The sequence below is a fragment of the Castellaniella sp. S9 genome, from assembly GCF_027257175.1.
Taxonomy (GTDB): domain Bacteria; phylum Pseudomonadota; class Gammaproteobacteria; order Burkholderiales; family Burkholderiaceae_B; genus Castellaniella.
In genome coordinates, this window is record NZ_JAPFGD010000006.1 from 193,407 (window position 1) to 218,209 (window position 24,803).

Here is a 24,803-nt window from a genome sequence, read left to right on the forward strand (position 1 = left end):
AGGACGTCGTATGTCGATGGCGAGTAACTGGATGGTGATGGCGGGGGTGGCCCTGGCGATTTCGGGATGCCAGACGGCGCCCCAGGGTTCTTCGACGGCAAGCCAGGCGCAAACGCAGCTGGAATCCGCGCCGCGCACAACGGATGAGCGCCAGCCCATCCACGACAATGCGCAAGCGGCCGATCTGCGGATATTCCTGGCGGATACCCAGCCGCGTCCGGGGTGGACGGCAGTCAGCCTCAAACCCTCCGGCGTGCTGTACGTCCGCACCACGCCGGTGATTACACGCGACGATCTGATCGGCATCCAGTCCGGTACGGACCAGTCGGGCGGCGGAATCCTGGTGGTCGTGCTCAGCGACGAGGGCTTGCGCAAGCTCCATGCCGCCACGGCGGCCAATCCGGGCCTGCGGCTGGCGCTCGTGGTGGGGCACACCATGCTGGCGGCGCCGGGTTATACGGCACCGATCCGGGAACAGCAGCTGGCCTTCGGCGTGGGATCCCGTCGCAATGCCGAGATCGCCGCGCGCGCGGTGGCCGGTGTGGGGCCCGCGGCCGCGCCTGGTGCAGAGCCTGCTGCCGTGCCCGACTCCGGGCTGTAAGATCCGGTCTCCGGCCTGGCCGGCTGTTGTTTTTTCTATGAGAGGCTATTTTTCGCTTGCAGGTTGAGGGCGGCTTCCTGGAAAATATACGCATTGCGTATATTGGAGCCCGACATGGCCGTCTCTCAACAAGTCTTCCTGCGCGACGCCATGCGTCGGCTGAACCTGACGCGCGACGTCTTTGCCGCCCGCATCGGTGTCAAGCGGCGGGCCCTGGACACCTGGCTGCTGCCTGAAGGCTCGCAAGAGGCGCGGGCCATGCCCGAGGTGGTCGGCCGCTTCGTCACCGAGATCGTCGAAAACGACACCCTGATGCAGAAGTATGCGCAAAGCGCACAATCGGGCCCCTTGCGTGACCGGATCGCGATCGACAACAAGCACCAGCTCTTGTCGGTCGACCAGTTCACGCGGGAATCCGTCGAGGAGCTGTTCCGGGTGGCCGACCTGATGCAGCCCATCGCGCGGCGCCAGAAAGTCTCGCGGGTGCTCGAGGGTGCGGTGCTCGGCAACCTGTTCTTCGAGGCCAGTACACGCACCCGCGTCAGTTTCGGCGCGGCCTTTTGCCGGCTGGGCGGTTCGGTGTGCGATACCACCGGTTTCACCTTTTCCTCGATGGCCAAGGGCGAGTCCATCTACGACACCAGCCGCGTGATGAGCGGTTACGTCGACGCCATGGTGATCCGCCACCCCGAGCAGGGTTCAGTGGCGGAATTCGCGGCAGCCACCAATATCCCGGTCGTCAACGGCGGCGACGGCGCGGGCGAACACCCCAGCCAGGCGCTGCTGGATCTCTACACCATCCTCACCGAGTTCTCGCGCCTGGGCAAGCTGCTGGACGGCGCGCACATCGCCCTGGCCGGCGACCTGAAGTACGGGCGCACCGTGCATTCGCTGATCAAGCTGCTGGCCCTGTATCGCGGCATGCGCTTCACGCTCATCTCGCCGCCCGGGCTCGAGATGCCCGACCATATCGTCGAGCAGGCCGGGCGCAACGGCCACACCATCGAGCAGACGCACGACCTCCTTTCAGGCCTGAAAGGGGCCGACGTGATCTATGCCACACGAGTCCAGAAAGAACGCTTCGCCGGCGAGGCGCTGGAAGGTTATTCCGCGGACTTCCAGGTCAATCGCGCGATCGTCGACGCCTGCTGCGGACCCGACGTGATCGTCATGCATCCGCTGCCGCGCGACAGCCGCGAGGGCGCCAATGACCTCAGCACCGACCTGAATCACGATCCCCGCCTGGCGATCTTCCGCCAGACGGACAACGGCATCCCCGTGCGCATGGCGATCTTCGCCGTGCTGATGGGCGTCGAAGGCCTGGTGCAGCATTCATTGCGTGACGTCACCTGGACGCCGCCGTCGCACATCGGCCCCGACGACAGCGTGTTCCACGGGATGTACTGAGGCGCGCTAGCGCGTCCCGCGCTCGCCGCCCAGCGCCGCCACCAGGTCGGCCAGCAGGCGCGCCAGTTCGCCGCACATCAGCGCCATGTCGGCGTCGAACTGCTCGGCCTCGTTGGCGGCCTGGGCGTCCTGGTGCTCTTTCAGCACGTCCAGGGGTGCCACGCGCTTGATGTCCAGGTTTTCCGTCAGCACGAACGAGACGCGATCGTTCCAGGTGAGGGCCAGGCGCGTGCATTGTTTGCCCGCCTGCACGTGCTTGCGCACGTCCTCCAGTTCCACGCTCTGGCGCACATAGCGCACCGTGGCCCGGCTTTCGCCCGAGGCGCGCAGTTCGGTGTCCTGGTCGATGGTGAAACCGGCCGGCGCCTCGTCCTCGTACAGCCATTGCGTCATGGCCGCGGCCGGCGACATTTCCACGTGCAGCGGCACGATGGGAAAGGGCGTGAGAGTCTTGGCGAGCAGGCCCAGGACCTCGTCGCTCTTGGCGGTGGCCGCCGCGTCGATGGCGACCCAGCCGTTGACGGTGTCGATCCAGACGTGGGTGTCGTGCGCGATCACGAAGGCGCGGGGCAGCAGTTCGAGGGTGAGCTGCTCCTTGATCTCTTTCATCTGCTTGCGCCCGGGTTTGTAGCCCTGCTGTTCCTCGATCTGCAGGGCGCGGGCGCGGCTGGCCTGGTTGATGACGGTGGCCGGCAGCAGTTTCTTTTCAGTGTGCAGCCGCAGCAGGACCTGGCCATGCGAGGCGTACGCCAGGCCCGCGTCCTCGCGCGGCGGCATCCAGCCCGAAGACTGGCTGTCCTGGCTGCCGCCGGGGCGGAAGGCCAGCGGCTCCAGGGCGGCTTCGAGATCGGCGGCGGTCAGGGCGGCATTGGGGGCGAGGCGGTAGAGCTTGAGATTCTTGAACCACATGAGAATATCGGATAGAGGAGGGGGCGGCGCCCCGGGAGTCGGGTTCCGATTGTACAGGGCTCAGCGCGTCATGCCGGCCGCCTGCATCAGCAGGCGCATGAGGAAGGCGACCACGCCCAGCGCCGCGACGCTGCACAGCCAGATCGCTCCCAGCCACAAGAGCCGCTTGAGCCAGCCGTAGGGCGGGGGCACCGGTTTTTTCATCAACCTAGTGATATCCCTCGCCGGCCTTCACCTTGCCGCGGAACACGTAGTAGGACCAGGCGGTATAGGCGAGGATGAAGGGGATGATCAGCAGCGCGCCCACCAAGGCAAAGCCCAGGCTTTGCGGCGGCGCGGCCGCGTCCCAGATGGAGATGTCGGGCGGCAGGATGTTCGGCCAGATGCTGATGACCAGGCCGGAATACCCCAGGAACACCAGCACCAGCGACCACACGAACGGTGCGGCGTGGGGCGTGCGCCGCAGCGAGCGCAGCATGGCGTAGGCCGAGACCAGCACCAGGAGCGGCACCGGCGCGAGGAACAGGATGTTCGGCAGGTCGAACCAGCGGGCCGCGATCGCCGGATGCCGCAGCGGCGTCCAGACGCTGACGAGCGCGATGATGGCGAGCATCCCCAGCAGGATGGGATGTGCCATGGCGATCATCCGGCGCTGCAGCGCCCCTTCGGTCTTCAGCACCAGCCAGGTGGCGCCCAGCAGCGCGTAGGCGACCACGACACCCAGGCCGGTGAAGACGCTGAAGGGGGTGAGCCAGCTCATGGCGTCGCCCAGGGCGACGCCGTCGACGACCGTGTGCCCGTCCAGGAAGGCGCCCAGCATCGCGCCCTGGAAGAACGCCGCAACGAACGAGCCGGCCATGAAGGCCTTGTCCCAGAACGGCTTGTGGGCCTCGTCCGCCTTGAAGCGGAATTCGAAGGATACGCCGCGCCAGATCAGGCCGGCCAGAAAGCACAAGGCCGGAATGTAGAGCGCGCTGAGCAGGACGGCGTAGGCCTTGGGGAAGGCGGCCAGCAGGCCGGCGCCTCCGAGGACCAGCCAGGTTTCGTTGCCGTCCCAGACCGGCGCGACGGTGTTGACCATGGTGTCGCGGTCTTCCCGACCCGGGATGAAGGGAAACAGAATGCCGATGCCGAGGTCGAAGCCGTCCATGATCACGTACATCATGATGCCGAAGCCGATGACCAGGAACCAGATGAGGGGGAGGTCGATGTCCATGGCAATCCCTCTTTCTACGAGGCGTCTCGGTTGGACGGCGGGGGCTCGTCGCCCGCCGCCGATAGCGGCCGCGCGGGCCGCTGGTTGAGGGAGGGGCCGTGCGCGGCCACGTCCTCGCCGAGCGCGGCCGGGCCCCGCTTGACCAGCTTCAGCACGTAGGCGATGCCCAGTCCGAAGATCGCCACATACATCACCACGAGGGCCGCGAGGCTCACGGACAGCGTGGCGGCCGAATGCCTGGAGACGGCGTCCGCCGTCCTCATCAGCCCATAGACCACCCACGGCTGGCGGCCGATCTCGGTCACGTACCAGCCGGCCAGGATGGCGATCAGCCCCGAGGGCCCCATCCACAAGGCGTAGCGGGCCAGCAGCGGCGAATCATAGAGGCGTCCGCGCCAGCGCATCCACGCGCCGCATACGCCCAGCAGCAGCATCAGCATGCCCAGGCCCACCATGATCCGGAAACACCAGAACAGGATCAGCGAGTTCGGACGGTCTTCCGGGGGAAATGCCTTGAGGCCCGGGAAGTGGCCGTCCCAGCTGTGGGTGAGGATCAGGCTGGCCAGGTCGGGGATCTCGATTTTGTAGCGGGTGGTCTCGGCCTGCATGTCGGGCAGGCCGAACAGGATCAGCGGCACGCCTTCGCCGGGGGTGTTCTCCCAGTGGCCCTCGATGGCCGCGATCTTGGCCGGCTGATGCTCCAGCGTATTGAGGCCGTGCCGGTCGCCGATGAAGATCTGCAGCGGCGCGGTAAAGAGCACCATCCACAGCGCCATCGAAAACATGCGCCTGACCGCCGGCTGCCGCTTGCCGCGCAGCAGGTGCCAGGCGCCGGACGCGCCGACGAATAGCGCGGTCGCCAGCATCGCCGCAGTCAGCATGTGCGCCAGCCGATACGGGAAGGATGGATTGAAGATCACCGCCAGCCAGTCCACCGGGACCACCACGCCGTCAATCACCTCGTGGCCCTGGGGCGTCTGCATCCAGCTGTTGGAGGCCAGGATCCAGGTGGCCGAGATCATGGTCCCCAGCGCCACCATCGCCGTGGCGAAGAAATGCAGGCCGCGCCCGACCTTGTTCCAGCCGAAAAGCATCACGCCGAGAAAGCCCGCCTCCAGGAAGAATGCGGTCAGTACTTCGTAGGCCAGCAGCGGGCCGGTGATGCTGCCGGCGAACTGCGAGTAGAAGCTCCAGTTGGTGCCGAACTGGTACGCCATGACCAGCCCGGATACGACGCCCATGGCGAAGTTCACCGCAAAGATCCTCGACCAGAAGTGATAGAGCTCGAGATAGGCGTCGTCCTTCTTCCACAGCCACAGGCCTTCGAGCACCGTCAGATACGCCGCCAGGCCGATCGTGATGGCCGGGAATATGATGTGGAAGGAAATCGTGAACCCGAACTGGATGCGGGCAAGGTCGAGTGCGCTGAGGTCGAACATGACTGGCCCTCCTGCGTGCCGGGCTTGCGGCCCCGCCCGAAAAAAATGGCCCGGGCACTGGGGCCGGGCCAATTAACGCACGCCGTTGCACAGGTAAGGCTCGCGGGGAGTGCGCGGCGGCGACAGGTCAGCCCTGAGTTTCGTCCAGAAGCCAAGGGGGAACGAAGTTCCAGACGACAGGCTAGCCCTGCGAGGCCATTCTAGCAAGGGTTTGCTGACGACAATCTGAAACCTGAATAGTCTGGGTTTCAAGCGATCGGCCCAGCATGCGCAGGGCCTTGGCGCGTGTCAATCGGGCGTCGCATCCAGGTCGTTGCGATAGGTTTCCTTGACGAACAGCGTGCCGACGACCAGCGTCATCAGCGCGATGATGATGGGATACCACAGCCCGTCGTACATATTGCCGGTCGCCGCCACGGTGGCGAAGGCCACGGGCGGCAGGAAGCCGCCGAACCAGCCGTTGCCGATGTGATAGGGCACGCTCATGGATGTGTAGCGGATGCGGGTGGGGAACATCTCGACCAGCATCGCCGCGATCGGGCCATAGACCATCGTCACCTGCAGCACCAGGAAGAACAGTAGCAGCAGGACCATGATGTAGTTGATCTGCGAAGGGTCGGCGCGCTGGGGATAGCCGTGGTCGCGGATCGCCTGCATGAGGCTGGACTGCAGCACGCGGTTGCGGGCGGCGAATTCGACCCGGCTGAGCGAGGTGCCGTCGAAGGACAGCACCACCTGTTCGCCGATGACGGCGCGCGCCACCGAACCCGCCTCGGCCGGCTGGTTCACGTAGTTGACCGAGTTGGTGGCCATGAAGGCCTTGAGCAGGTCGCAGGAGCTGGTGAACGAGGCCGTGCCCACCGGATTGAATTGCAGCGAGCAATCGGCGGGGTCGGCCTGTACCACCACGGGCGCGAGGCTTTGTGCGCGTTCGAGGGCGGGGTTGGCGTAATGGGTGAGGCCCTTGAACACCGGGAAGTAGGTGAGGATCGCGATCAGGCAGCCCGCCATGATGATGGGCTTGCGTCCGACGCGGTCGGACAGCGAGCCGAACACGATGAAGAACGGGCAGGCCAGCAGCAGGGCCAGCGCCACCAGGATGTTGGCGATGTTGGCGTCCACGCCCAGCGTCTGGGTGAGGAAATACAGCGCGTAGAACTGGCCGGTGTACCAGACCACCGCCTGGCCGGCGGTCAGGCCGATCAGGGCCAGCAGGACGACGCGCAGGTTCTTCCAGCGCCCGAGGGACTCCTTGATCGGGGCCTTGGAGATATTGCCTTCGCTCTTCATGCGCTTGAAGGCCGGCGATTCGTGCAGGCGCAGCCGGATCCAGACGGAGATCACCAGCAGCAGCACCGAGATCAGGAAGGGCACGCGCCAGCCCCAGGACGTGAAGGCCTCCTCGCCCAGGGTCGCCCGCGTGCCCAGCACCACCACCAGGGACAGGAACATGCCGGTGGTGGCGGTGGTCTGGATCCAGCTCGTGAAGAACCCGCGCCGGTGCGGCGGCGCGTGCTCGGCCACGTAGACGGCCGCGCCGCCGTACTCGCCGCCCAGGGCCAGGCCCTGGAGCAGGCGCAGGACCAGCAGGATGATGGGCGCGGCCGATCCGATCGACGCCGACGAGGGCAGGACGCCCACCAGAAAGGTCGACAGGCCCATGATGAGGATGGAGATCACGAAGGCGTATTTGCGGCCCACCATGTCGCCGATCCGGCCGAACACCAGGGCGCCGAACGGGCGCACCGCGAAACCGGCGGCGAAGGTCAACAAGGCGAAGATGAAGCCCGCCGTCGGGTTGAGGCCGGAGAAGAAATGCAGCGCGATGATCGAGGCCAGCGAGCCGTAGACGTAGAAGTCGTACCACTCGAAGACGGCGCCCATGGACGAGGCCAGGATCACCCGGCGTTCCTCGTGGGTCATCGGACGGTCCGCGGCGTCTGCCGGAATCTCGTTCAGCGCGCCTTTGCGTGTCGGCGGATTCATAGGCTGGTCCTGGGAACGTTGTCGCGCGGGAAGGTCACGCGGATGCGCGTGCCGCCGCTGTCGAAGTCGTGGTGGTTGCCTGGCGGCAGGAACTGGACCGTGGCCTGGTGATGCTCGGCGACCTCCTTGACGATGGACAAGCCCAGGCCGCTGCCTTCGGCCTCATTGCCCAGCACGCGAAAGAATCGGTCGAAGACCCGGTTCTGGTGTTCAGGCGAGATGCCCGGGCCCGTATCCTGGACCTCGAGGGCCACGTCGTCGCCGTTGCCGATGGCGCGCACGGTGACGCGTCCGCCGGCGGGGGTGTAGAGCAGGGCGTTGTCGATCAGGTTGTTCAGCATCTCGCCGATCATGGTCCGGTTGCCGAAGACGGGCAGCGGTTCATCGGCGGCGTCGAAGCCCAGGTCGATGCGCTTGTCCATGGCGGCTTGCACCCATTGCGTGGTGCACTGCTGGGCGAGCTGGCGGATGTCCAGGGACTCGGTGGCGCGCGGCACGGTGTCGTCGATGCTCTCGGCGCGTGCGAGCAGCAGCAACTGATTGACCAGGCGCGTCGCGCGCTGCGAGCCGACCAGGAGCTGGTGCAGGCTGTCGCCCATGAGAGCGGGGTCGCGCTCCCGCAGGGCCAGTTCGCATTGGGTGCGGATGCCCGCCAGGGGGGTCTTGAGCTGATGGGCCGCATTGGCGACGAATCGCCGCTGGGACTCCAGCGAGGCCGCCAGGCGCTTGAGCACGTTGTTCATGGCTGCGATCAGCGGTGCGATCTCGGCCGGTGCGAGGTCATCGCGGATCGGCGACAGGTCGCTGGGCTTGCGCCTGCGCATGTGTTCCTGCAGCAGGCTGAGCGGCTCCAGACCCTGGGTCAGACCCAGGCCCGCCAGCATGGCGGCCAGGGGCAGGATGATCAGCTGCGGGGTCAGCATCCCGGTGAGGATCTCCTGCTGGAGGGTGGCGCGCGCCTCGCCCGGTTCGGCCACCACCGCGAGAAAGCCCACGCCGTCGCGGTCGCGTCCGCCCCATACATAGGCCACGCGCACCGAGCGGTGCTGCATGGTGGCGTTGCGATAGCGGATCTGGTCGATGTCGTAGGCCCAGGTTTCGGGAATGGGGATGTCGGCATTGCCCGCCAGCGAATGGCCGTTGGCGTCGAGGATCTGCCAGATGGTCGGCGTCTGGTCGGTGTCGCCTTCGAGGATGGTACGCGCCGATTCCGACAGGCGCACCCCCTCGTGCACGCGCTGCTGCTCGACCTCGTGGCGCAGCAGGCGCAGATGGCTCGCCAGCGTGCGGTCATACGGCGCGTTGGCGATGTTCTGGGCGATGAAGTAGGTGATGACGATGCCGATCGACCACATGACGAACAGCGGCACGATCATCCAGGACAGGATTCGGCTGAGCAGCGTGCGGCGCCGCTTCCGGCGGCCGGTGGTCGGTGAGGGAAACATGCCGCCGCCGGGTCAGATCGTCGCCGTCGAATCGGCGGATTCGCTCTTGGTTTCGGGCTCGAGGCAGTAGCCCAGTCCGCGCACCGTGAGGATGCGGGCGCCGCTGGGCTCGAGCTTTTTGCGCAGCCGGTGGATGTAGACCTCGATGGCGTTGGTGGTGACTTCCTCGCCCCACTCGCACAGGAGGTCGACGAGTTGGCTCTTGCTGATCATGCGGCCGCTGCGCGACAGGAATATCTCCAGCAGGCTGGTCTCGCGCGCGGAGAGCTCGAGCGGCTGGTCGTCGATGAAGGCCACGCGTCCGTTGAGGTCGAAGGCCAGGCGGTGGTGGTGCAGGACCGAGGTCCGGGCGCCGCCGTTGCGGCGGATCAGGGCGCGCACGCGGGCCTCGAGCTCGCTGAGGGCGAAGGGCTTGGACATGTAGTCGTCGGCGCCCAGGTCCAGGCCCTCGACCCGCTGCTCGACGGAGTCGGCCGCCGTCAGGATCAGCACCGGCAGGGCGGTGTGGCGCTGGCGCAGCTTGCGCAGGACCGACAGGCCGCTCATGCGGGGCAGTCCCAGGTCCAGGATCAGCAGGTCGAAGGTCTGGAGCTGCAGGGCGGAGTCCGCGCTGGAGCCGTCGTGCACCACGTCCACCGCATAGCCTTCGTAGCGCAGTGAACGTGAAAGTCCATCCGCAAGAATACTGTCGTCTTCGGCGATCAGGATACGCATGGCGGGAGTGACATCCAGGGGCAGGTTGATACTAGGGAGATACGGTGACGAGGGCGGGGCGCAGGGCGCGCCGCGCGCCGGTGCTTTCATTCTGTCACGCCCTGCGCGCACGGTCATTAGGGGTTAACGATGGGCGCGGGTTCCGGCGCCGCGTCGTCCCGGTCCGCCGCCTGCGACATCTGTATTTCCATACAGTATAATTTAATGCCATAATCGTCGAAAACCACGGCCGGGGGCGCCCCCCGCCGGCCCAAACCGCTACTCAAGGAACCTTCATGGACGAACAAACCGGCAAGGCCAACCCCGAGCGCGCCAAGGCGCTCGCCGCGGCGCTGTCCCAGATCGAAAAGCAATTCGGCAAGGGTTCGGTCATGCGCTACGGCGACAATCAGGTCGAGCACGACATCCAGGTGGTGTCGACCGGCTCCCTGGGGCTGGACATCGCGCTGGGCGTGGGCGGCCTGCCGCGCGGCCGCGTGGTCGAGGTCTACGGTCCCGAATCCTCGGGCAAGACCACGCTGACCCTGCAGGTCATTGCGGAAATGCAGAAAATCGGCGGCACCTGCGCCTTCATCGACGCCGAGCACGCGCTGGACGTGCAGTATGCCGCGCGCCTGGGCGTCAACCTGTCCGACCTGCTGATCTCCCAGCCCGACACCGGCGAGCAGGCTCTTGAAATTACCGACGCCCTCGTGCGTTCGGGCTCCGTGGACCTGATCGTGATCGACTCGGTGGCCGCGCTGGTGCCCAAGGCCGAGATCGAAGGCGACATGGGCGATTCGCTGCCGGGCCTGCAGGCCCGCCTCATGAGCCAGGCCCTGCGCAAATTGACCGCCACGATCAAGCGCGCCAACTGCATGGTGATCTTCATCAACCAGATCCGGATGAAAATCGGCGTCATGTTCGGCAACCCGGAAACCACCACCGGCGGCAATGCGCTCAAGTTCTATTCCTCGGTCCGCCTGGACATCCGCCGCATCGGCTCGATCAAGAAGGGCGACGAGGTGGTCGGCAACGAGACCCGCGTCAAGGTGGTGAAAAACAAGGTCGCGCCGCCCTTCAAACAGGTCGAGTTCGATATCATGTACGGCGCCGGCATCTCGCGCGAGGGCGAGATCATCGACCTGGGCGTGCAGGCCGGCATCGTGGACAAGGCCGGCGCCTGGTACAGCTACAACGGCGAGCGCATCGGCCAGGGCAAGGACAACGTGCGGGACTACCTCAAGGAGCACCCGGACATGGCCTTCGAGATCGAAAACCGCGTGCGCGAACAGCTTGGCGTCGTGGCGCGCGCGCCCGCCGCGCAGGCCGATGGGCAATGAGGACACACCCGGCGGCGGACCCAGCCTGAAGGCCAGGGCCATCGCCTACCTGTCCAGGCGCGAACACTCGCGCCTGGAACTGCGGCGCAAGCTCGCCGCCCATTGTGACGATCCCGACCGGATCGAGGCCGTCCTGGACGAGATCCAGCGCCAGCATTGGCAATCCGACCAGCGCTATGCCGAGTCCTACGCCCAGCGCCAGGCGCCGCGGCAGGGCGCGGCCCGCATCCTGCAATCCCTGCGCCGGCAGGGGGTCGACGAGGAGTCCCTGCGCGCCCTCGCGGACCGCTTGACCGACACCGAGGCCGGCCGGGCGCGCGAGGTCTGGCAGCGCAAATTCGGGCAAGCCCCGGCGGACGCGCGGGACTATGCCCGCCAATATCGCTTCCTGGCGGGCCGGGGCTTCTCGGCCGATTGCGTGCGCCGGATCCTTGGCGGGCGCGACATCGAGGACTGATGCCCGCCGACGATCCGGCCTATGCCGGCTGGATGCCCGTCAAGGTGTCGAAGCAGGTCTCGCGCGCCTGGGCCAGGAACGCCTGCACGTAGCCCGCATCGGCATCCTCGGCGCGCGTGGCCGCATACAGGGTGCGCCAGACGCCCCCCGCACCCAGGCGGCAGACGTGCAGCCAGCCCTGGTCCAGGTACTCGGTCAGCGCCCAGTTGGGCAGGGCGGCCACGCCCCGGCCGCTGGCGACCAGCTGGACGATCATCGGCGTCAGTTCGGCGGTCCGCAAGGCCGCCGGCTCGACGCCCGCCGGATCCATGAAGGCCGTGAATACGTCCAGCCGGTCGCGGTCCACGGGGTAGGCGATCAGCACCTGGTCGGCCAATTGATGAGCCTCCACGTGGGACAGGCCGGCCAGCGGCCCGCCGCGCGCGACGGCCAGCACCAGCTCGTAGCTGAACAAGGGCGCATAGCGGATCGCCTCGGAAGTTTGCGGATCCGAGGTGATCACCACGTCCAGGTCCCCGCGCAGCAACGCGGGCAGGGGCCCGAAGGAAAATGCCGCCGACAGGTCCAGCGACACATCCGGCCAGGCCTGGCGGAAGGCGTCGAGCGCCGGCATCAGCCATTGAAAACACGAGTGGCAGTCGATCGCCACATGCAGGCGGCCCGTGCGGCCCGCCGCCAGGCGCTGCAGCTCCCGCTCCGCGGCCCGGATCCGGGGCAGGACGTCCTCGGCCAGCTCGATGATGCGCAGCGCCGCCGTCGTCAACCGCGCCGGCCGGGTCCGCCGGTTCAGCAGGGACACCTTCAGGCGAACCTCGAGGTCGCGCAATTGGTGCGACAGGGCCGATTGCGTCAGATGCAGGCGCTCCGCGGCCTCCTGCAGGCTGCCGCCATCGCGGATGGCCACCAGGGTTTCCATATGCCTGACCTCTAGCATGAATTTTCCTCAACTTATGAATGGTGCATTTGATTTTTTACTGGGAGTGTTTCCATGCACAATGCTGTTCATTGAGGAAATTTTATATTAATGGGCTTAAGAATGACGATTATTCATAATTTGGGTTTCCCCCGGATCGGGTCGGACCGCGAACTCAAGCGCGCCCAGGAGGCCTATTGGGCCGGGCGCGGCGACCAGGCGGCGCTGCGGGAAACGGGGCGTGAATTGCGCGCCCGCCACTGGGCCATCCAGGCACGGGCCGGCCTGGCCACCGTGCCGGTGGGGGATTTCGCCTGGTACGACCACATACTCGAATGGACGACGACGCTGGGGGCCGTGCCGGCGCGCTTCGGCCAGCCCGAAGGCGAGCCGGTCGGCCTGGATACGCTGTTCCGGATGGCACGGGGCCGCGCGCCCTCCGGCACGCCCGCCGCCGCCTGCGAGATGACCAAGTGGTTCGACACCAACTATCACTACATCGTGCCGGAATTGCACCCGGATCAGACCTATCGGATCGCCCGCGAGGACCTGTTCGAGCAGGTGGCCGAGGCGCTGGCCCTGGGCCATCGTCCCAAGCCCGTGATCCCCGGGCCGCTGACCTGGCTCTGGCTGGGCAAGGGCGACGCCTACCCGCATGGTGCGGCCGACGAGGCCAAGCTCGCCCTGTTGCCCGGCCTGCTGGCGGTGTATGAGGCCGTGTTGCGGCGTTTGGCGGGACAAGGGGTCGAGTGGGTGCAGATCGACGAGCCCATCCTGGGCCTGGAGTTGCCCGAGGCCTGGCGCGCGGCCCTGCCCGCCGTCTACGGCCGTCTGGCCGGGCAGGGCGTGCGCGTGCTGCTGGCCACGTATTTCCAGGGGCTGGACTTGAACCTGGATCTATTGCCCGGCCTGCCGGTGCATGGATTGCACGTGGATCTGGTGCGCGCGCCCGGCCAGCTCGAGGGCGTCCTCGCCGCCCTGCGGGCCGATCAGGTGCTGTCGCTGGGCCTGGTCGACGGGCGCAACATCTGGCGCACGGACCTGGATGCCGCGCTGCGGATCGCCACGCAGGCGCAGGCGCGCCTGGGCGAGCGCCTGTGGCTGGCGCCCTCGTGCTCCTTGCTGCACGTGCCCATCGACCTGGAGCGGGAAGGCGGGCTGGATGCGGAGCTCAAGAGCTGGTTGTCCTTTGCCGTGCAGAAGCTCGACGAGTTGCGCCTGCTCGGCGCGCTTGCGGACGGCCGGCCCACCAGCGATGAGCTGGCGGCGGCGGCGCGGCAGCGCGCGGCCCTGCAGGCGCGCCGCGACTCGCCGCGCATCCATCGCCCGGCGGTGGCGCGGCGCCTGGACGAGGCCGCCTCGCTCAGCCGCGAGCGGGCGCACTTCGATCAGCGCATCGCCCGCCAGCAGGCGCGCCTGGGCCTGCCCAGCTATCCCACGACCACCATCGGTTCCTTTCCGCAGACGCCCGAGATCCGCGCGTTGCGCCGCGATTGGCGTGGCGGCGGGATATCGGATGCGGCCTACGAGAACGCGATCCGCGCGGAAATCGAGCGCGTCATCCGTTTTCAGGAGGACATCGGCCTGGACGTGCTGGTCCACGGCGAACCCGAGCGCAACGACATGGTGGAATATTTCGGTGAACTGCTCGACGGATTCGCCTTCACGGAATACGGCTGGGTGCAGAGCTATGGTTCGCGCTGCGTCAAGCCGCCCCTGATCTACGGCGACGTGGCGCGCCTGGCGCCGATGACGGTCGCCTGGTCCGCCTACGCGCAATCCCTGACCGAGCGGCCCGTCAAAGGCATGCTGACCGGGCCGGTGACCATCCTGCAATGGTCCTTCGTGCGCGACGACCAGCCGCGCGCGCTGACCTGCCGCCAGATTGCGCTGGCGCTGCGCGACGAGGTCCAGGACCTCGAGCAGGCGGGCATCACGGTGATCCAGATCGACGAGCCCGCATTCCGCGAGGGCCTGCCGCTGCGCCGCGCGGACTGGCCGGCCTATCTGGACTGGGCCGTCGACTGCTTCCGCCTCTCGACCTCGGGCGTGCGCGAGGATACGCAGATCCATACGCACATGTGCTATTCCGAGTTCAACGACATCATCGAGGCGATCGCCCGCATGGATGCCGACGTCATCACCATCGAGACCTCGCGCTCCAATATGGAGCTGCTGGGCGCGTTCGAGGATTTCGCCTATCCGAACGACATCGGCCCGGGCGTCTACGACATCCATTCGCCGAACGTGCCGCGCGAGGACTGGATGGTCGACCTGATCCGCCGGGCGGCGCAGCGCCTGCCGGCGGAGCGGCTCTGGGTCAATCCCGACTGCGGGCTGAAGACCCGAGGCTGGCCCGAGACCCGCGCGGCCCTGGCGTCCATGGTGCAGGCCGCGCGGACTTTGCGCGCCGCGGCCTGAGGGCGGGACGGCCGGCGGGGCGGGGCCGGGGGCGGCGGCCGCCGCCGGCCGTGCGTTATACTTGATGGGTTCTGCATGTCGTCAGTACCACACAAAAGCCAATGTCCCTGTCCGCGCCCGTTCGCGCTCGCCAGCCAATCCACACGCGGTCCATCCGCGTGGATTCGTATTTGCGCGAGGACGGCCTGTGGGACCTCGAGGCGGAACTCGTCGACACCAAGGCCTACGATTTCCCGATCCGCAACGGCGACACCCACCGCGCGGGCGATCCGGTGCATCACATGCGCCTGCGCGTCACCATCGACGACGATCTCAATATCCTCGAGGCCGAGGCGGCCTACGAGGCGGCGCCGTATGGGGAATACTGCAGCGCCATCGCGCCGGCCTACGGTGAGCTGGTCGGCCTGAACCTGCGTGACCAGTTCCGCAAGCGCGTGCGCGAGCGCTTTGGCCGCTCCGCAGGCTGCACGCACGTCACCGAGCTCACCACCGTGCTGCCGACCGTCGCGATCCAGACCATGGCCGTGCGCCGCCGCGCGGCCCCGCCGTCCTCGCAGCGCCCCTTCCAGCTCGGCGGCTGCCACGCCCTGGACCTGGACGCTCCCGCCGTCAGGCTGTTCTATCCGCAATGGTATGCCCCCAAAGGATCGGCCGGCCATGAGGATTGAGGCTTCTTTTTTTCTCCTTTGACAGGTAACACATGAAAATTCACGAATATCAAGGCAAGGAATTGCTGAAGAAGTTTGGCGTGACCGTACCGCGCGGGATTCCCGCGTTTTCCGTCGAGGAGGCGGTGGCTGCGGCGGAAAAACTCGGTGGGCCTGTCTGGGTGGTGAAGGCCCAGATCCATGCCGGCGGGCGCGGCAAGGGCGGCGGCGTGAAACTGGCGCGCTCGATCGACGAGGTGCGCCAGCTGGCATCCGAGATCCTCGGCATGCAGCTCGTCACGCACCAGACCGGTCCGCAGGGCCAGAAGGTGCGCCGCCTGCTGATCGAGGAAGGCGCCGACATCAAGAAGGAATACTACGTCGGGATCGTGACCGACCGCGCCTCGCAGCGCGTCTGCGTCATGGCCTCGAGCGAGGGCGGCATGGAAATCGAGGTGGTCGCCGAAAAGACCCCCGAAAAAATCCTCAAGGTATTCGTCGATCCGGCCACCGGCCTCACCGATGAGCAGGCCGCCGGCCTGGCGCGCGGCATCGGCGTGCCCGAGGCCTCGGTGTCCGCCGCGGCCGCTGAATTCCAGAAGCTCTACAAGGCCTATTGGGACACCGACGCTTCGCTGGCCGAGATCAATCCGCTGATCCTCGAGGGCAACGGCGGCATCAAGGCCCTGGATGCGAAATTCAACTTCGATTCCAACGCGCTGTATCGCCATCCCGAGATTCTCGAGTACCGGGACCTCGACGAAGAAGACCCTGCCGAGATCGAGGCCAGCAAGTTCGACCTGGCCTACATCCAGCTGGACGGCAACATCGGCTGCCTGGTCAACGGCGCGGGCCTGGCCATGGCGACCATGGACACCATCAAGCTGTTCGGCGGCGAGCCCGCCAACTTCCTGGACGTGGGCGGCGGCGCCTCGGCCGAAAAAGTCACCGAAGCCTTCAAGATCATGCTCAAGAACAAAGGCGTGAAGGCGATCCTGGTCAATATCTTCGGCGGCATCATGCGTTGCGACGTCATCGCCGAAGGCGTGATCACAGCCTGCAAGGCCGTCAACCTCAGTGTGCCGCTGGTCGTGCGCATGAAGGGCACCAACGAAGAACAGGGCAAGCGCATGCTTGCCGAATCCGGGCTGCCCATCATCAGCGCCGACACCATGGCCGAAGCCGCGACGCAGGTCGTCGCCGCCGCGAAATAAGCATATCCGAGGAAGAAACATGTCGATTCTGATCAATAAGGACACCAAGGTCATCACGCAAGGGATCACCGGCAAGACCGGCCAGTTCCACACGCGCATGTGCCGCGACTATGGCAACGGCCGCGCCGCCTTCGCCGCCGGCGTGCATCCCAAGAAGGCCGGCGAGGACTTCGAGGGTATCCCCATCTATGCCTCCGTCAAGGACGCCAAGGCTCAGACCGGCGCCACGGTTTCGGTCATCTACGTGCCGCCGGCCGGTGCGGCCGGCGCCATCTGGGAGGCCGTCGAGGCGGATCTGGACCTGGTCATCTGCATCACCGAAGGCATCCCCGTGCGCGACATGCTCGAGGTGCGCAACCGCATGCGCGCCGAGAACCGCAAGTCGCTGCTGCTGGGGCCCAACTGCCCCGGCCTGATCACGCCCGATGAAATCAAGATCGGCATCATGCCGGGACACATCCATCGCAAGGGCCGCATCGGCGTGGTCAGCCGCTCGGGCACCCTCACGTATGAGGCCGTCGCCCAGGTGACGGAACTGGGCCTGGGCCAATCCAGCGCGGTGGGCATCGGCGGCGACCCGATCAACGGCCTCAAGCACATCGACGTGCTGAAGATGTTCAACGACGATCCGGACACCGATGCGGTGATCATGATCGGCGAGATCGGCGGGCCCGACGAGGTCGAAGCCGCGCAATGGGCCAAGGACAACATGAAAAAACCGGTGGTCGGCTTCATCGCCGGCGTGACCGCGCCGGCGGGCAAGCGCATGGGGCATGCCGGCGCCCTGATCTCGGGCGGCGCCGACACGGCCGACGCCAAGCTCGAGATCATGGAAGCCTGCGGAATCCGCACCACGCGCAATCCGTCCGAGATGGGCAAGCTGCTCAAGACCGTCCTGTAGCCCTCGGGACGGCAGGGCGCGCACCAATCCCGGCAGCGCCGGCCTCGACGCCGGCCGTCGCTGCCGGCTGTCGGCTGTCGGCATGGCCGGCTTCGCGGGGCGGGGCGTCGCATCGAGGACCATGAATGCTTGAACTGATCCAGCAACTGCACTGGGGAGCGGTTTTCCAGATCGTCCTGATCGATATCCTGCTGGGCGGGGACAACGCCGTGGTGATCGCCCTGGCGTGCCGCAAGCTCGATCACAAGCGACGCATCCAGGGCATCTTGTGGGGCACGGCCGGCGCCATCGTGCTGCGCATCGTCCTGATCGCCTTTGCCCTCACGCTGCTGGCCATCCCGTACCTCAAGGTCGTCGGCGCCTTGCTGCTGCTGTGGATCGGGATCAAGCTCATGCTGCCGGACGACACGCACCACGACAGCATCCAGGGCGCCAGTTCGGTGTGGGCGGCCATCCGCACGATCATCATCGCCGATTTCGTGATGAGCCTGGACAATGTGATCGCCATCGCCGGCGCCGCGCAGAACACCATCCCCGACCACCAGCTGGGCTACGTCATCTTCGGCCTGCTGATGAGCGTGCCCATCATCATCTGGGGCAGCACACTGGTGCTCAAGCTCATCGACCGCTTCCCCATCGTCGTGACGCTGGGCGCGGCCCTGCTCGGCTGGATCGCGGGCGGCATGCTGGTGACCGACGTGGCGGTGCATCGTTGGCTGGGACCGCAGGACGCCTCGGTCAAATTTGCCGCCGAGGCCCTCGGCGCCGTGGTGGTGGTGGCCATCGGCACCTGGATCGCGCGCCGGAAAAAGGCCGCGCAGACCTCGACGGAGAATCGCTCATGAAACCAACCGATCCGCAACCGGGCCGCAAGCCCCGCGAATCCCGCTTGTCCCTTTTGCAGGGGCTGGCGATCCTGGCTGTGCTGGGCATCGTCGCCAGCCTCCTATTGTCCAGGTGCACCGCATGACTGTTTCCCTATCGCCCAGCCGCCTCGTGATCGCCACGCGCGCCAGCCGCCTTGCGCTGTGGCAGGCGCAGCACGTGCGCGACCGCTTGCAGGCCTTGTATCCCGAGTGCGACATCCAATTGCTGGACATGACCACGCGCGGCGACCAGATACTGGACCGAACCTTGTCCAAGATCGGCGGCAAGGGGCTGTTCGTCAAGGAACTCGAGACCGCGCTGCTGGACGGCCGGGCGCACCTGGCGGTCCATTCCCTCAAGGACGTGCCCGTCGACCTCGGGCCGCCGTTCGCGCTGGCCGCCATCATGGCGCGCGAGGACCCTTTCGACGCCCTGGTCTCGAACGATTACCCGCGTCTCGAGGACCTGCCCGCCGGCGCCGTGGTCGGCACCTCCAGCCTGCGGCGCGAGGCGCAGTTGCGCGAACGCTTTCCACATCTGCGGGTGCGGCCCCTGCGCGGCAACCTCGATACCCGCCTGGCCAAGCTCGATCGCGGCGAATACGCGGCGATCATCCTGGCGGCGGCCGGCTTGCGCCGCCTGGGCCTGGGCGATCGCATCCGCGCAGTCTTGCCCGCGCAACACAGCCTGCCGGCGGCGGGCCAGGGTGCGTTGGGAATCGAAATCATGGCCGATCGGACCGATGTGCAGGCCTGGCTGTCCCCCTTGGCCTGCGATCGCAGCACCGCCTGCGCATTGGCCGAGCGGGCCGTCTCGCGGGCGCTGGGCGGTTCCTGCCAGGTGCCGCTGGCGGCTTACGCGACCGAGTCCGGCGGACGGCTGGACCTGCAGGCCCTCGTGGCCGAGCCCGACGGCTCGCGCGTGTTGCGGGCCGGTGCCCAGGGGGCTGCGGCCCAGGCCGAGGCCCTGGGGGCGGAAGTGGCGCAGGCTTTGCTCGAGCAGGGTGCGGACGTGATTCTTGCGCGCCTGCTGGCCGCGCCCGACGCCCACTGAAGGCGCCGGCCGCATGCCGCAGCCGGCCCTGCCCCTTGCCGTCCTGACACGGCCCGAAGGACGCAACGAGTCGATCGCCCGCGCCCTCGAGGCCGAGGGTCTGGCGGCGATCATCGCGCCCGCGCTGGTCTTGCGGCCACTGGACGAACCGGCCCCGGCGCCGGCTGGCTATGACCTGGTGGTGTTCGTCAGCCGCCAGGCGGCCGACCAGTATTTTGCCCAGCATGCCGACGCGTGGCCGGCAGCGACTTTCGCCGCCGCGGTCGGCCAGGCCACGGCTCGCGCGCTGCGCCGGCGGGTGCCGGCGGACCGGATCCTCGCGCCGCCCGCCGACAGCGCCCAGGATTCCGAGGCCTTGATGGCACTGCTGGATGCGCGCGGCCTGCGGCCCGCGTGCGCGCTGATCCTGCGCGGCCAGCGCGGCCGGGAATGGCTGGCCACTCAGCTCGAGCGCCGCGGCTGCCAGGTGCGGCGCCATGCCCTGTATGGCCGCGATGCGGTGCGCTGGACCCCGGCCCAGTGCCAGGCGGCCCTGGGCGCGCGCCCCTGTATTCTGCTGGTCAGCAGCCTGGAGGGTCTGGAGGCGATCGCCGCCAGCTTCCAGACCCATGGTCAGGGGTGGCCGTCCCATCTGCGCGTCGTGACGATCCACGCGCGTATTGCGCGGCGGCTACAATGTCTGATCGATGCCGATTCGCCGGGCCCCGGCCACCGGCGGGCGCCCGATATAAAAATCTGCGCGCCTGACGAGCAGGCGATATTTCAGGCTATATTGGCAGCATCGCGCTCGCGTTGTTAGAAGGAACATTACGCCGTCATGACCGACCCAGACCGCAGCACGCATTCCGCCGAACCCGAGACGCCCCCTACGCAATCGACGCCGGCCGGCGACGTGGCCGAACCTACGCCGCGCAAGGGCAGGTCCTCGTCGCTGGCGGTTGCCGTGTTGCTGCTGGTGGTGCTGGCGATCGTGCTGGGCGGCGCCCTGTGGTATCAGAATCGCGAATACCGGATCCTGCGCACCGACATGGTCGAACAGGGCGGCCAGGCGGCGCGCGCGGCGCAGCTTGCCCAAGCGGCGGCCGACCAGGCGCGCGCGGAGGCGCGCAGCCAGGCCACGCAGCTGGACCAATTGCGCAAGGTCCTGGACGAGACACAGGCCCAGGTCGACGATCTGGACCAGGCCCTGCAGATGATGACCGACAGCGGCTCGGATCTGCTGTTGCTCAACGACATCGACCGGCTGGTGTCCATCGCCCAGCAGCAGCTCGGCCTGGAGGGCAACGTCGCCAACGCCATCATTTCGCTCGAGGTCGCGCAGGCCAGGCTGGCGCGCGCCAATCGTCCGGCGCTGGCATCCCTGCAGCAGACCATCAACGGCGACGTGGACCGCCTGCGCGCCGTGGTCACCGTCGACGTGCCGACCCTGTCCGCCAGGCTCGACCGTCTGTATACCCTGCTGGGCGAGGCGCCCTTGCTGGTGCCCGATGCCGCCGCGCCGCAGACGACGCCGCCCGCCGCCGAGCCCGCGCCGGCGCCGGCCGCCGCCGATCCCCTTGCCGCGGACGCACCGTGGTGGCGGCGCATGGGCCACGAGGCCTGGGACTGGACGCAAAACGCCGGGACCATGCTGTCGCATGACCTGCGCGGCCTGTTCGAGGTGCGGCGCGTCGACGATGCGGCCGCGCTGCTGATCTCGCCCGAGCAGGCCGCGCGTTTTCGCGAGGGCCTCCAGCAGCGCACCCTGACCGCCCAACTGGCCTTGCTGATGCATCAGTCCAAGATCTGGCAGACCGAACTGGGCCGCGTCGCGGATGCCATCGACCGCCGCTTCGACATGCGTTCCGGCCAATCGCGTGAGGCGCTGGACCTGGCCCGCGGCCTGCTCGATACGGCGATCGAGACCCGCCTGCCGACGGTGGACAACAGCCTCGAGGCCATCGCCGCCGCGCGCGACGCCTTCAGCGCCCAGGATGCCGCGGATCCACCGTCCACCGAGCCAGAGACCGACACCCCCGCCGCGGCGCCCGGTGGCGCCCCGGCGGACGGCGGGCAATAGGGGACGGCCATGCGGAGCTGGTTCTGGACCCTGATCCTGCTGGTCGCCGCCGTGGCGCTGGCCCTGGTGCTGCGGGAACACGGCGGCAACGTCCTCATCGTCGCCCATCCCTGGCGCATCGAATTGTCCCTGTCCCTGGCCGTCGTCCTGCTGCTGGCGGGCTTCGTCGCCCTGCACTGGCTGCTGCGCTGCGCGGGCTGGCTGGGCGCCGGGCCCGAGCGCTTTCGCGCCTGGCGCGGCCGCCGCGCCCAGACCCGCGACGTCGAGCTCCTCGAAAGCGGCTGGATCAATGTCCTCGAGGGCCGCTATGCGCAGGCCGAGAAAGACCTGTCCAACCTGCTGTCGCGCACGCGCTCGGCCGACCGCAAGGTCCTGGCCGGCCTCAGCGCGGCGCGCGCGCTGCACCTGCTGGGCGAATACAAGCGCCGCGACCAGGTCCTGCGCCTGGCCCAGGAGGGCGCGGGCCAGGACAACCGCCTGCGCCAGGCTGTCGACACCGTGACCGCCGAGATGTACCTGGACCAGGGCCGCGCCGCGGAGGCGCTCGCGCTGCTCGAACCCTTGCAGGATGCCTCCTCGCGCTATTTCCATTCCACCCGCCTGCTGTTGCGCGCCCATCGCCAACTGGGCCACGACGAGCAGGTCTATGCCCTGACGCGGGTCTTGTTGCGCCGCAGCGCCATCGACCCGACCCAGGCGCACACCTTCATTCGCGGCGCGGTCGCCCGGCGCTTCGCGCAGTGCGACGACGAGGCGGCGATCAAGACCCTGTGGGCCGACCTGACCGCCGACGAGCGCCTGGATCCGGCGATCGCCCTCGCGGCGGCTCAGGCCCAGGCCCGTTTCGGGCACGCCGTCGAGTCCGCGCGCATCCTCGAGGCGGCCCTGGGGCGCGCGCTGGACGACGGGCTGCTGCGCGCCTACGCGCAGTGCGAGCCCGACCAGGCCGCGCATCGCCTGGCGCGCGCCGAAATCTGGCTGAAATCCAATCCCGATCATCCGAGTCTGCTGGCCGCGCTGGGCCAGCTTTGCCTGGGCGCGCAGCTGTGGGGACAGGGCGAACACTACCTCGAGCGCAGCCTCGCGCTGCGTTCCGACACCCACGTGCATGCGCTGCTGGCGACACTGGACGACGCCCTGGGGCGCCCAGACCTGGCGCTGGAACATTGGCGCAAGGCCTCGCAGGAGGCCGGTGTGGCGGTGCCGGCCGTCGGCCGCCTGCTGCCGGCGGCCGATACCCGCGGCGATCCCAGGTTCGACGAGGCGCGGCAGGATCCCCTGGCCCCGCAGGCGCCTGAATCGCGGATTCCAGAGGCCGCCAGCGGCGTCTACGTCGATGACGGGGAACCATCCGGCACGCCGCAGCCGGTGGCCGGCCCCCCCGAGCCGGGCACCGCATCCGCCCCGGCCGCCAAGGCCTCGCACGGCGACGACTACTTCGATACCGCACCGATCCCCGGCGTGGACATGTCCCAGACCTCGGACGGCGGTTCGCGCAGCCTGCACAAGCGCTGAGGATCGCGCCCGCCCATCGTCACACTCATTTCCATCATCATCACAGCAAGGTCAATCATGAGTTTAGATCGCGTACCCGCCGGCGAAAAAGTGCCGGAGGAATTCAACGTCATCATCGAGATCCCGATGAATGCGGATCCCGTCAAATACGAGGTGGACAAGACCTCGGGCGCGGTGTTCGTCGACCGTTTCATGATGACGGCCATGCATTACCCCTGCAATTACGGCTACATCCCGCAGACGATCTCGGACGACGGCGATCCGGTCGACGTGCTGGTCATGGCGCCGTTTCCCATCCAGGTGGGCGCCGTCATCCGCTGCCGCGCCCTGGGCGTGATGCAGATGGAGGACGAGGCCGGCGGTGACGCCAAGCTGCTGGCGCGTCCCGTCGACAAGCTCTATCCCCCTTACCGCGACATCCAATCCACCGACGACCTGCCGGCCGAGGAACTGGCCCGCATCCAACACTTCTTCGAGCACTACAAGGACCTCGAGAAAGGCAAGTGGGTCAAGGTGTCCGGCTGGGCCGGCATCGACGCCGCCAAGCGCGAGATCCTCGATTCCGCGGCGCGCTATCAACAATCGGGGCAGGCGGCATGAATACCGTATTCCCCACGCCCGAGGGGGGCACACTACTGGTGGCGGGGTCGGACGCCGCCTTTCCCGTGCGGCGCGTCTACTGCGTGGGCCGCAACTATGCCGATCATGCCCGTGAAATGGGCGATTCGGGCCGCGAGCCTCCGTTCTTCTTCGCCAAGCCGGGCGACGCGGTGCTCAGCATCGCCGACGGCGAGGTCGGCACCATGCCGTATCCGCCACGCACCCAGGACCTGCACCACGAGATCGAACTGGTCGCCGCGCTGGGCTCGGGCGGGCGCGACCTGACGGCCGAGCAGGCGGCCGCCTGCGTCTGGGGCTATGCCATTGGCCTGGACATGACGCGCCGTGACCTGCAGGGCGCGGCCAAGAAATCCGGCCGGCCCTGGGAGGTCGGCAAGGCTTTCGACCACAGCGCCCCGATCGGCCCGGTCCACCCGATCGCCGCCACCGGCGCGCTGTCGCAGGGGCGCATCGCCCTGACCGTCAACGGCCAGGAACGCCAGGTCGGCGACCTGTCCGACATGATCTGGTCGGTGCCCGAGGCACTCGCCTACCTGTCGACCCTGTTTGAACTCAAGGCCGGCGACCTGGTCTTCACCGGTACGCCCGCGGGCGTGGGCGCGGTGGTGCCCGGCGACCTGCTGGAGGGCACGATCGAGGGGCTGGGCGCCCTGCAGGTGCGCATCGGCGCCTGATTTCGGCTAGGCCGGTCCCTGACGGGGCGGGGCGCGATCCGTTCGCGCGCCGCCCCGTGTCGTTTGCGGCCGCCTCGGCTTGCGCGAATAGCCGGCCGGTGGCGGGCGATGCACACTGGGCTCCTCACAGGATCGAGGAGGGCCCGACATGCGGCGCATCCAGACAGGCAAACGGCAGCGCGGCCAGGGCATGGTCGAATACATGATCGTCGTCGCCCTCGTGGCGGTGGCCGCCATCGCGGTGTACCAGACCTTCGGTCAGGTGATTCGCGCGCAGACCGCCGCCATGGCCAAGGAAATCGCCGGCGAGGACGGCACGGCGCAATCGCGCGCGGCACAGGCCGCCGCCGAGGCGGGGGCCGAGCAGGCAGCAGCCAAGACCCTCAAGTCCTTCACCGGCAACGCCGGTGCGGCGCAGTGAC

At 67.8% G+C, this 24,803-nt stretch carries 25 protein-coding genes; 17 read left to right on the forward strand and 8 right to left on the reverse strand.

Annotation, left to right across the window (positions count from 1 at the left end):
- Positions 1-10 precede the first annotated feature (10 nt).
- Together OOZ48_RS11780 and OOZ48_RS11785 are read left to right on the forward strand one after the other, a co-directional pair.
- On the forward strand, positions 11-601 hold the full coding sequence (locus OOZ48_RS11780) for a hypothetical protein (protein WP_269498525.1): 591 nt from the start codon (positions 11-13) through the stop codon (positions 599-601).
- Between the two features lie 114 nt (positions 602-715).
- Positions 716-2,008, forward strand: a complete 1,293-nt coding sequence (locus tag OOZ48_RS11785; RefSeq protein WP_269498527.1) for an aspartate carbamoyltransferase — start codon at positions 716-718, stop codon at positions 2,006-2,008.
- 6 nt (positions 2,009-2,014) lie between these two features.
- Here OOZ48_RS11785 and OOZ48_RS11790 read toward each other — a convergent pair whose 3' ends face one another.
- From OOZ48_RS11790 to OOZ48_RS11820, 7 genes are all read right to left on the reverse strand, one after another.
- A complete protein-coding gene (locus OOZ48_RS11790; RefSeq protein WP_269498529.1) occupies positions 2,015-2,917 on the reverse strand; it encodes a recombination-associated protein RdgC in 903 nt (300 codons plus the stop codon).
- A gap of 60 nt (positions 2,918-2,977) precedes the next feature.
- Entirely contained in the window at positions 2,978-3,121 is a 144-nt protein-coding gene (locus OOZ48_RS11795) for a DUF2474 domain-containing protein (protein ID WP_269498531.1), read from the reverse strand.
- 4 nt (positions 3,122-3,125) lie between these two features.
- Complete coding sequence (gene cydB, locus OOZ48_RS11800; RefSeq protein ID WP_269498533.1) at positions 3,126-4,133, reverse strand: cytochrome d ubiquinol oxidase subunit II; 1,008 nt, start codon at positions 4,131-4,133, stop codon at positions 3,126-3,128.
- Between the two features lie 14 nt (positions 4,134-4,147).
- The gene (locus OOZ48_RS11805; protein WP_269498535.1) at positions 4,148-5,572 is read right to left on the reverse strand and encodes a cytochrome ubiquinol oxidase subunit I; all 1,425 of its coding nucleotides are present in this window, start codon (positions 5,570-5,572) and stop codon (positions 4,148-4,150) included.
- Positions 5,573-5,860: 288 nt separating this feature from the next.
- Entirely contained in the window at positions 5,861-7,495 is a 1,635-nt protein-coding gene (locus OOZ48_RS11810; RefSeq protein ID WP_269498703.1) for an MFS transporter, read from the reverse strand.
- A 59-nt stretch (positions 7,496-7,554) separates the two neighbouring features.
- Positions 7,555-9,003: a sensor histidine kinase gene (locus OOZ48_RS11815; RefSeq protein WP_269498536.1), complete on the reverse strand. Its 1,449-nt coding sequence runs from the start codon at positions 9,001-9,003 to the stop codon at positions 7,555-7,557.
- Positions 9,004-9,015: 12 nt separating this feature from the next.
- A complete protein-coding gene (locus tag OOZ48_RS11820) occupies positions 9,016-9,717 on the reverse strand; it encodes a response regulator (RefSeq protein ID WP_269498706.1) in 702 nt (233 codons plus the stop codon).
- Between the two features lie 275 nt (positions 9,718-9,992).
- Between OOZ48_RS11820 and recA the strand changes: the two genes are divergently transcribed.
- Both recA and recX read left to right on the forward strand, forming a co-directional pair.
- On the forward strand, positions 9,993-11,039 hold the full coding sequence (gene recA, locus OOZ48_RS11825; RefSeq protein WP_269498537.1) for a recombinase RecA: 1,047 nt from the start codon (positions 9,993-9,995) through the stop codon (positions 11,037-11,039).
- Positions 11,029-11,496, forward strand: coding sequence for a recombination regulator RecX (gene recX, locus OOZ48_RS11830; RefSeq protein ID WP_269498539.1), 468 nt, complete (start codon positions 11,029-11,031; stop codon positions 11,494-11,496). The genes recA and recX overlap by 11 nt, the downstream gene beginning before the upstream one ends.
- 19 nt (positions 11,497-11,515) lie before the next feature.
- On the opposite strand, the gene OOZ48_RS11835 is transcribed toward recX, so the two are convergent.
- Positions 11,516-12,430, reverse strand: a complete 915-nt coding sequence (locus OOZ48_RS11835; RefSeq protein ID WP_269498540.1) for a LysR family transcriptional regulator — start codon at positions 12,428-12,430, stop codon at positions 11,516-11,518.
- A gap of 102 nt (positions 12,431-12,532) precedes the next feature.
- Between OOZ48_RS11835 and metE the strand changes: the two genes are divergently transcribed.
- From metE to OOZ48_RS11900, 13 genes are all read left to right on the forward strand, one after another.
- On the forward strand, positions 12,533-14,830 hold the full coding sequence (gene metE / locus OOZ48_RS11840; RefSeq protein ID WP_269498542.1) for a 5-methyltetrahydropteroyltriglutamate--homocysteine S-methyltransferase: 2,298 nt from the start codon (positions 12,533-12,535) through the stop codon (positions 14,828-14,830).
- 101 nt (positions 14,831-14,931) lie between these two features.
- Positions 14,932-15,498, forward strand: coding sequence for a DUF2889 domain-containing protein (locus tag OOZ48_RS11845; RefSeq protein ID WP_269498544.1), 567 nt, complete (start codon positions 14,932-14,934; stop codon positions 15,496-15,498).
- A gap of 32 nt (positions 15,499-15,530) precedes the next feature.
- Positions 15,531-16,691 carry an ADP-forming succinate--CoA ligase subunit beta gene (sucC, locus tag OOZ48_RS11850; protein ID WP_269498545.1) on the forward strand — a complete coding sequence of 387 codons (1,161 nt, stop codon included), beginning with the start codon at positions 15,531-15,533 and terminating at the stop codon, positions 16,689-16,691.
- A gap of 19 nt (positions 16,692-16,710) precedes the next feature.
- Positions 16,711-17,592, forward strand: a complete 882-nt coding sequence (sucD, locus tag OOZ48_RS11855) for a succinate--CoA ligase subunit alpha (RefSeq protein ID WP_269498548.1) — start codon at positions 16,711-16,713, stop codon at positions 17,590-17,592.
- Between the two features lie 125 nt (positions 17,593-17,717).
- Positions 17,718-18,437, forward strand: a complete 720-nt coding sequence (locus OOZ48_RS11860) for a TerC family protein (RefSeq protein WP_269498550.1) — start codon at positions 17,718-17,720, stop codon at positions 18,435-18,437.
- Complete coding sequence (locus OOZ48_RS11865) at positions 18,434-18,562, forward strand: hypothetical protein (RefSeq protein WP_269498552.1); 129 nt, start codon at positions 18,434-18,436, stop codon at positions 18,560-18,562. The genes OOZ48_RS11860 and OOZ48_RS11865 overlap by 4 nt, the downstream gene beginning before the upstream one ends.
- Positions 18,559-19,512, forward strand: coding sequence for a hydroxymethylbilane synthase (gene hemC / locus OOZ48_RS11870; protein WP_269498554.1), 954 nt, complete (start codon positions 18,559-18,561; stop codon positions 19,510-19,512). The genes OOZ48_RS11865 and hemC overlap by 4 nt, the downstream gene beginning before the upstream one ends.
- 13 nt (positions 19,513-19,525) lie before the next feature.
- A complete protein-coding gene (locus OOZ48_RS11875) occupies positions 19,526-20,311 on the forward strand; it encodes a uroporphyrinogen-III synthase (protein ID WP_269498555.1) in 786 nt (261 codons plus the stop codon).
- Between the two features lie 18 nt (positions 20,312-20,329).
- The gene (locus OOZ48_RS11880; protein WP_269498557.1) at positions 20,330-21,571 is read left to right on the forward strand and encodes a uroporphyrinogen-III C-methyltransferase; all 1,242 of its coding nucleotides are present in this window, start codon (positions 20,330-20,332) and stop codon (positions 21,569-21,571) included.
- 9 nt (positions 21,572-21,580) lie between these two features.
- Positions 21,581-23,086: a heme biosynthesis HemY N-terminal domain-containing protein gene (locus tag OOZ48_RS11885; protein WP_269498559.1), complete on the forward strand. Its 1,506-nt coding sequence runs from the start codon at positions 21,581-21,583 to the stop codon at positions 23,084-23,086.
- Between the two features lie 57 nt (positions 23,087-23,143).
- Positions 23,144-23,686, forward strand: coding sequence for an inorganic diphosphatase (ppa, locus tag OOZ48_RS11890; protein ID WP_269498561.1), 543 nt, complete (start codon positions 23,144-23,146; stop codon positions 23,684-23,686).
- Positions 23,683-24,381: a fumarylacetoacetate hydrolase family protein gene (locus tag OOZ48_RS11895; protein ID WP_269498563.1), complete on the forward strand. Its 699-nt coding sequence runs from the start codon at positions 23,683-23,685 to the stop codon at positions 24,379-24,381. The genes ppa and OOZ48_RS11895 overlap by 4 nt, the downstream gene beginning before the upstream one ends.
- 148 nt (positions 24,382-24,529) lie before the next feature.
- Complete coding sequence (locus tag OOZ48_RS11900) at positions 24,530-24,802, forward strand: hypothetical protein (protein WP_442867576.1); 273 nt, start codon at positions 24,530-24,532, stop codon at positions 24,800-24,802.
- Position 24,803 lies beyond the last annotated feature (1 nt).

Coding starts and splice junctions, on each gene's coding strand:
- OOZ48_RS11780 (WP_269498525.1), top strand. CDS start 11: ATGTCGATGGCGAGTAACTGGATGGTGATGGCGGGGGTGGCCCTGGCG.
- OOZ48_RS11785 (WP_269498527.1), top strand. CDS start 716: ATGGCCGTCTCTCAACAAGTCTTCCTGCGCGACGCCATGCGTCGGCTG.
- OOZ48_RS11790 (WP_269498529.1), bottom strand. CDS start 2,917: ATGTGGTTCAAGAATCTCAAGCTCTACCGCCTCGCCCCCAATGCCGCC.
- OOZ48_RS11795 (WP_269498531.1), bottom strand. CDS start 3,121: ATGAAAAAACCGGTGCCCCCGCCCTACGGCTGGCTCAAGCGGCTCTTG.
- cydB (WP_269498533.1), bottom strand. CDS start 4,133: ATGGACATCGACCTCCCCCTCATCTGGTTCCTGGTCATCGGCTTCGGC.
- OOZ48_RS11805 (WP_269498535.1), bottom strand. CDS start 5,572: ATGTTCGACCTCAGCGCACTCGACCTTGCCCGCATCCAGTTCGGGTTC.
- OOZ48_RS11810 (WP_269498703.1), bottom strand. CDS start 7,495: ATGACCCACGAGGAACGCCGGGTGATCCTGGCCTCGTCCATGGGCGCC.
- OOZ48_RS11815 (WP_269498536.1), bottom strand. CDS start 9,003: ATGTTTCCCTCACCGACCACCGGCCGCCGGAAGCGGCGCCGCACGCTG.
- OOZ48_RS11820 (WP_269498706.1), bottom strand. CDS start 9,717: ATGCGTATCCTGATCGCCGAAGACGACAGTATTCTTGCGGATGGACTT.
- recA (WP_269498537.1), top strand. CDS start 9,993: ATGGACGAACAAACCGGCAAGGCCAACCCCGAGCGCGCCAAGGCGCTC.
- recX (WP_269498539.1), top strand. CDS start 11,029: ATGGGCAATGAGGACACACCCGGCGGCGGACCCAGCCTGAAGGCCAGG.
- OOZ48_RS11835 (WP_269498540.1), bottom strand. CDS start 12,430: ATGCTAGAGGTCAGGCATATGGAAACCCTGGTGGCCATCCGCGATGGC.
- metE (WP_269498542.1), top strand. CDS start 12,533: ATGACGATTATTCATAATTTGGGTTTCCCCCGGATCGGGTCGGACCGC.
- OOZ48_RS11845 (WP_269498544.1), top strand. CDS start 14,932: ATGTCCCTGTCCGCGCCCGTTCGCGCTCGCCAGCCAATCCACACGCGG.
- sucC (WP_269498545.1), top strand. CDS start 15,531: ATGAAAATTCACGAATATCAAGGCAAGGAATTGCTGAAGAAGTTTGGC.
- sucD (WP_269498548.1), top strand. CDS start 16,711: ATGTCGATTCTGATCAATAAGGACACCAAGGTCATCACGCAAGGGATC.
- OOZ48_RS11860 (WP_269498550.1), top strand. CDS start 17,718: ATGCTTGAACTGATCCAGCAACTGCACTGGGGAGCGGTTTTCCAGATC.
- OOZ48_RS11865 (WP_269498552.1), top strand. CDS start 18,434: ATGAAACCAACCGATCCGCAACCGGGCCGCAAGCCCCGCGAATCCCGC.
- hemC (WP_269498554.1), top strand. CDS start 18,559: ATGACTGTTTCCCTATCGCCCAGCCGCCTCGTGATCGCCACGCGCGCC.
- OOZ48_RS11875 (WP_269498555.1), top strand. CDS start 19,526: ATGCCGCAGCCGGCCCTGCCCCTTGCCGTCCTGACACGGCCCGAAGGA.
- OOZ48_RS11880 (WP_269498557.1), top strand. CDS start 20,330: ATGACCGACCCAGACCGCAGCACGCATTCCGCCGAACCCGAGACGCCC.
- OOZ48_RS11885 (WP_269498559.1), top strand. CDS start 21,581: ATGCGGAGCTGGTTCTGGACCCTGATCCTGCTGGTCGCCGCCGTGGCG.
- ppa (WP_269498561.1), top strand. CDS start 23,144: ATGAGTTTAGATCGCGTACCCGCCGGCGAAAAAGTGCCGGAGGAATTC.
- OOZ48_RS11895 (WP_269498563.1), top strand. CDS start 23,683: ATGAATACCGTATTCCCCACGCCCGAGGGGGGCACACTACTGGTGGCG.
- OOZ48_RS11900 (WP_442867576.1), top strand. CDS start 24,530: ATGCGGCGCATCCAGACAGGCAAACGGCAGCGCGGCCAGGGCATGGTC.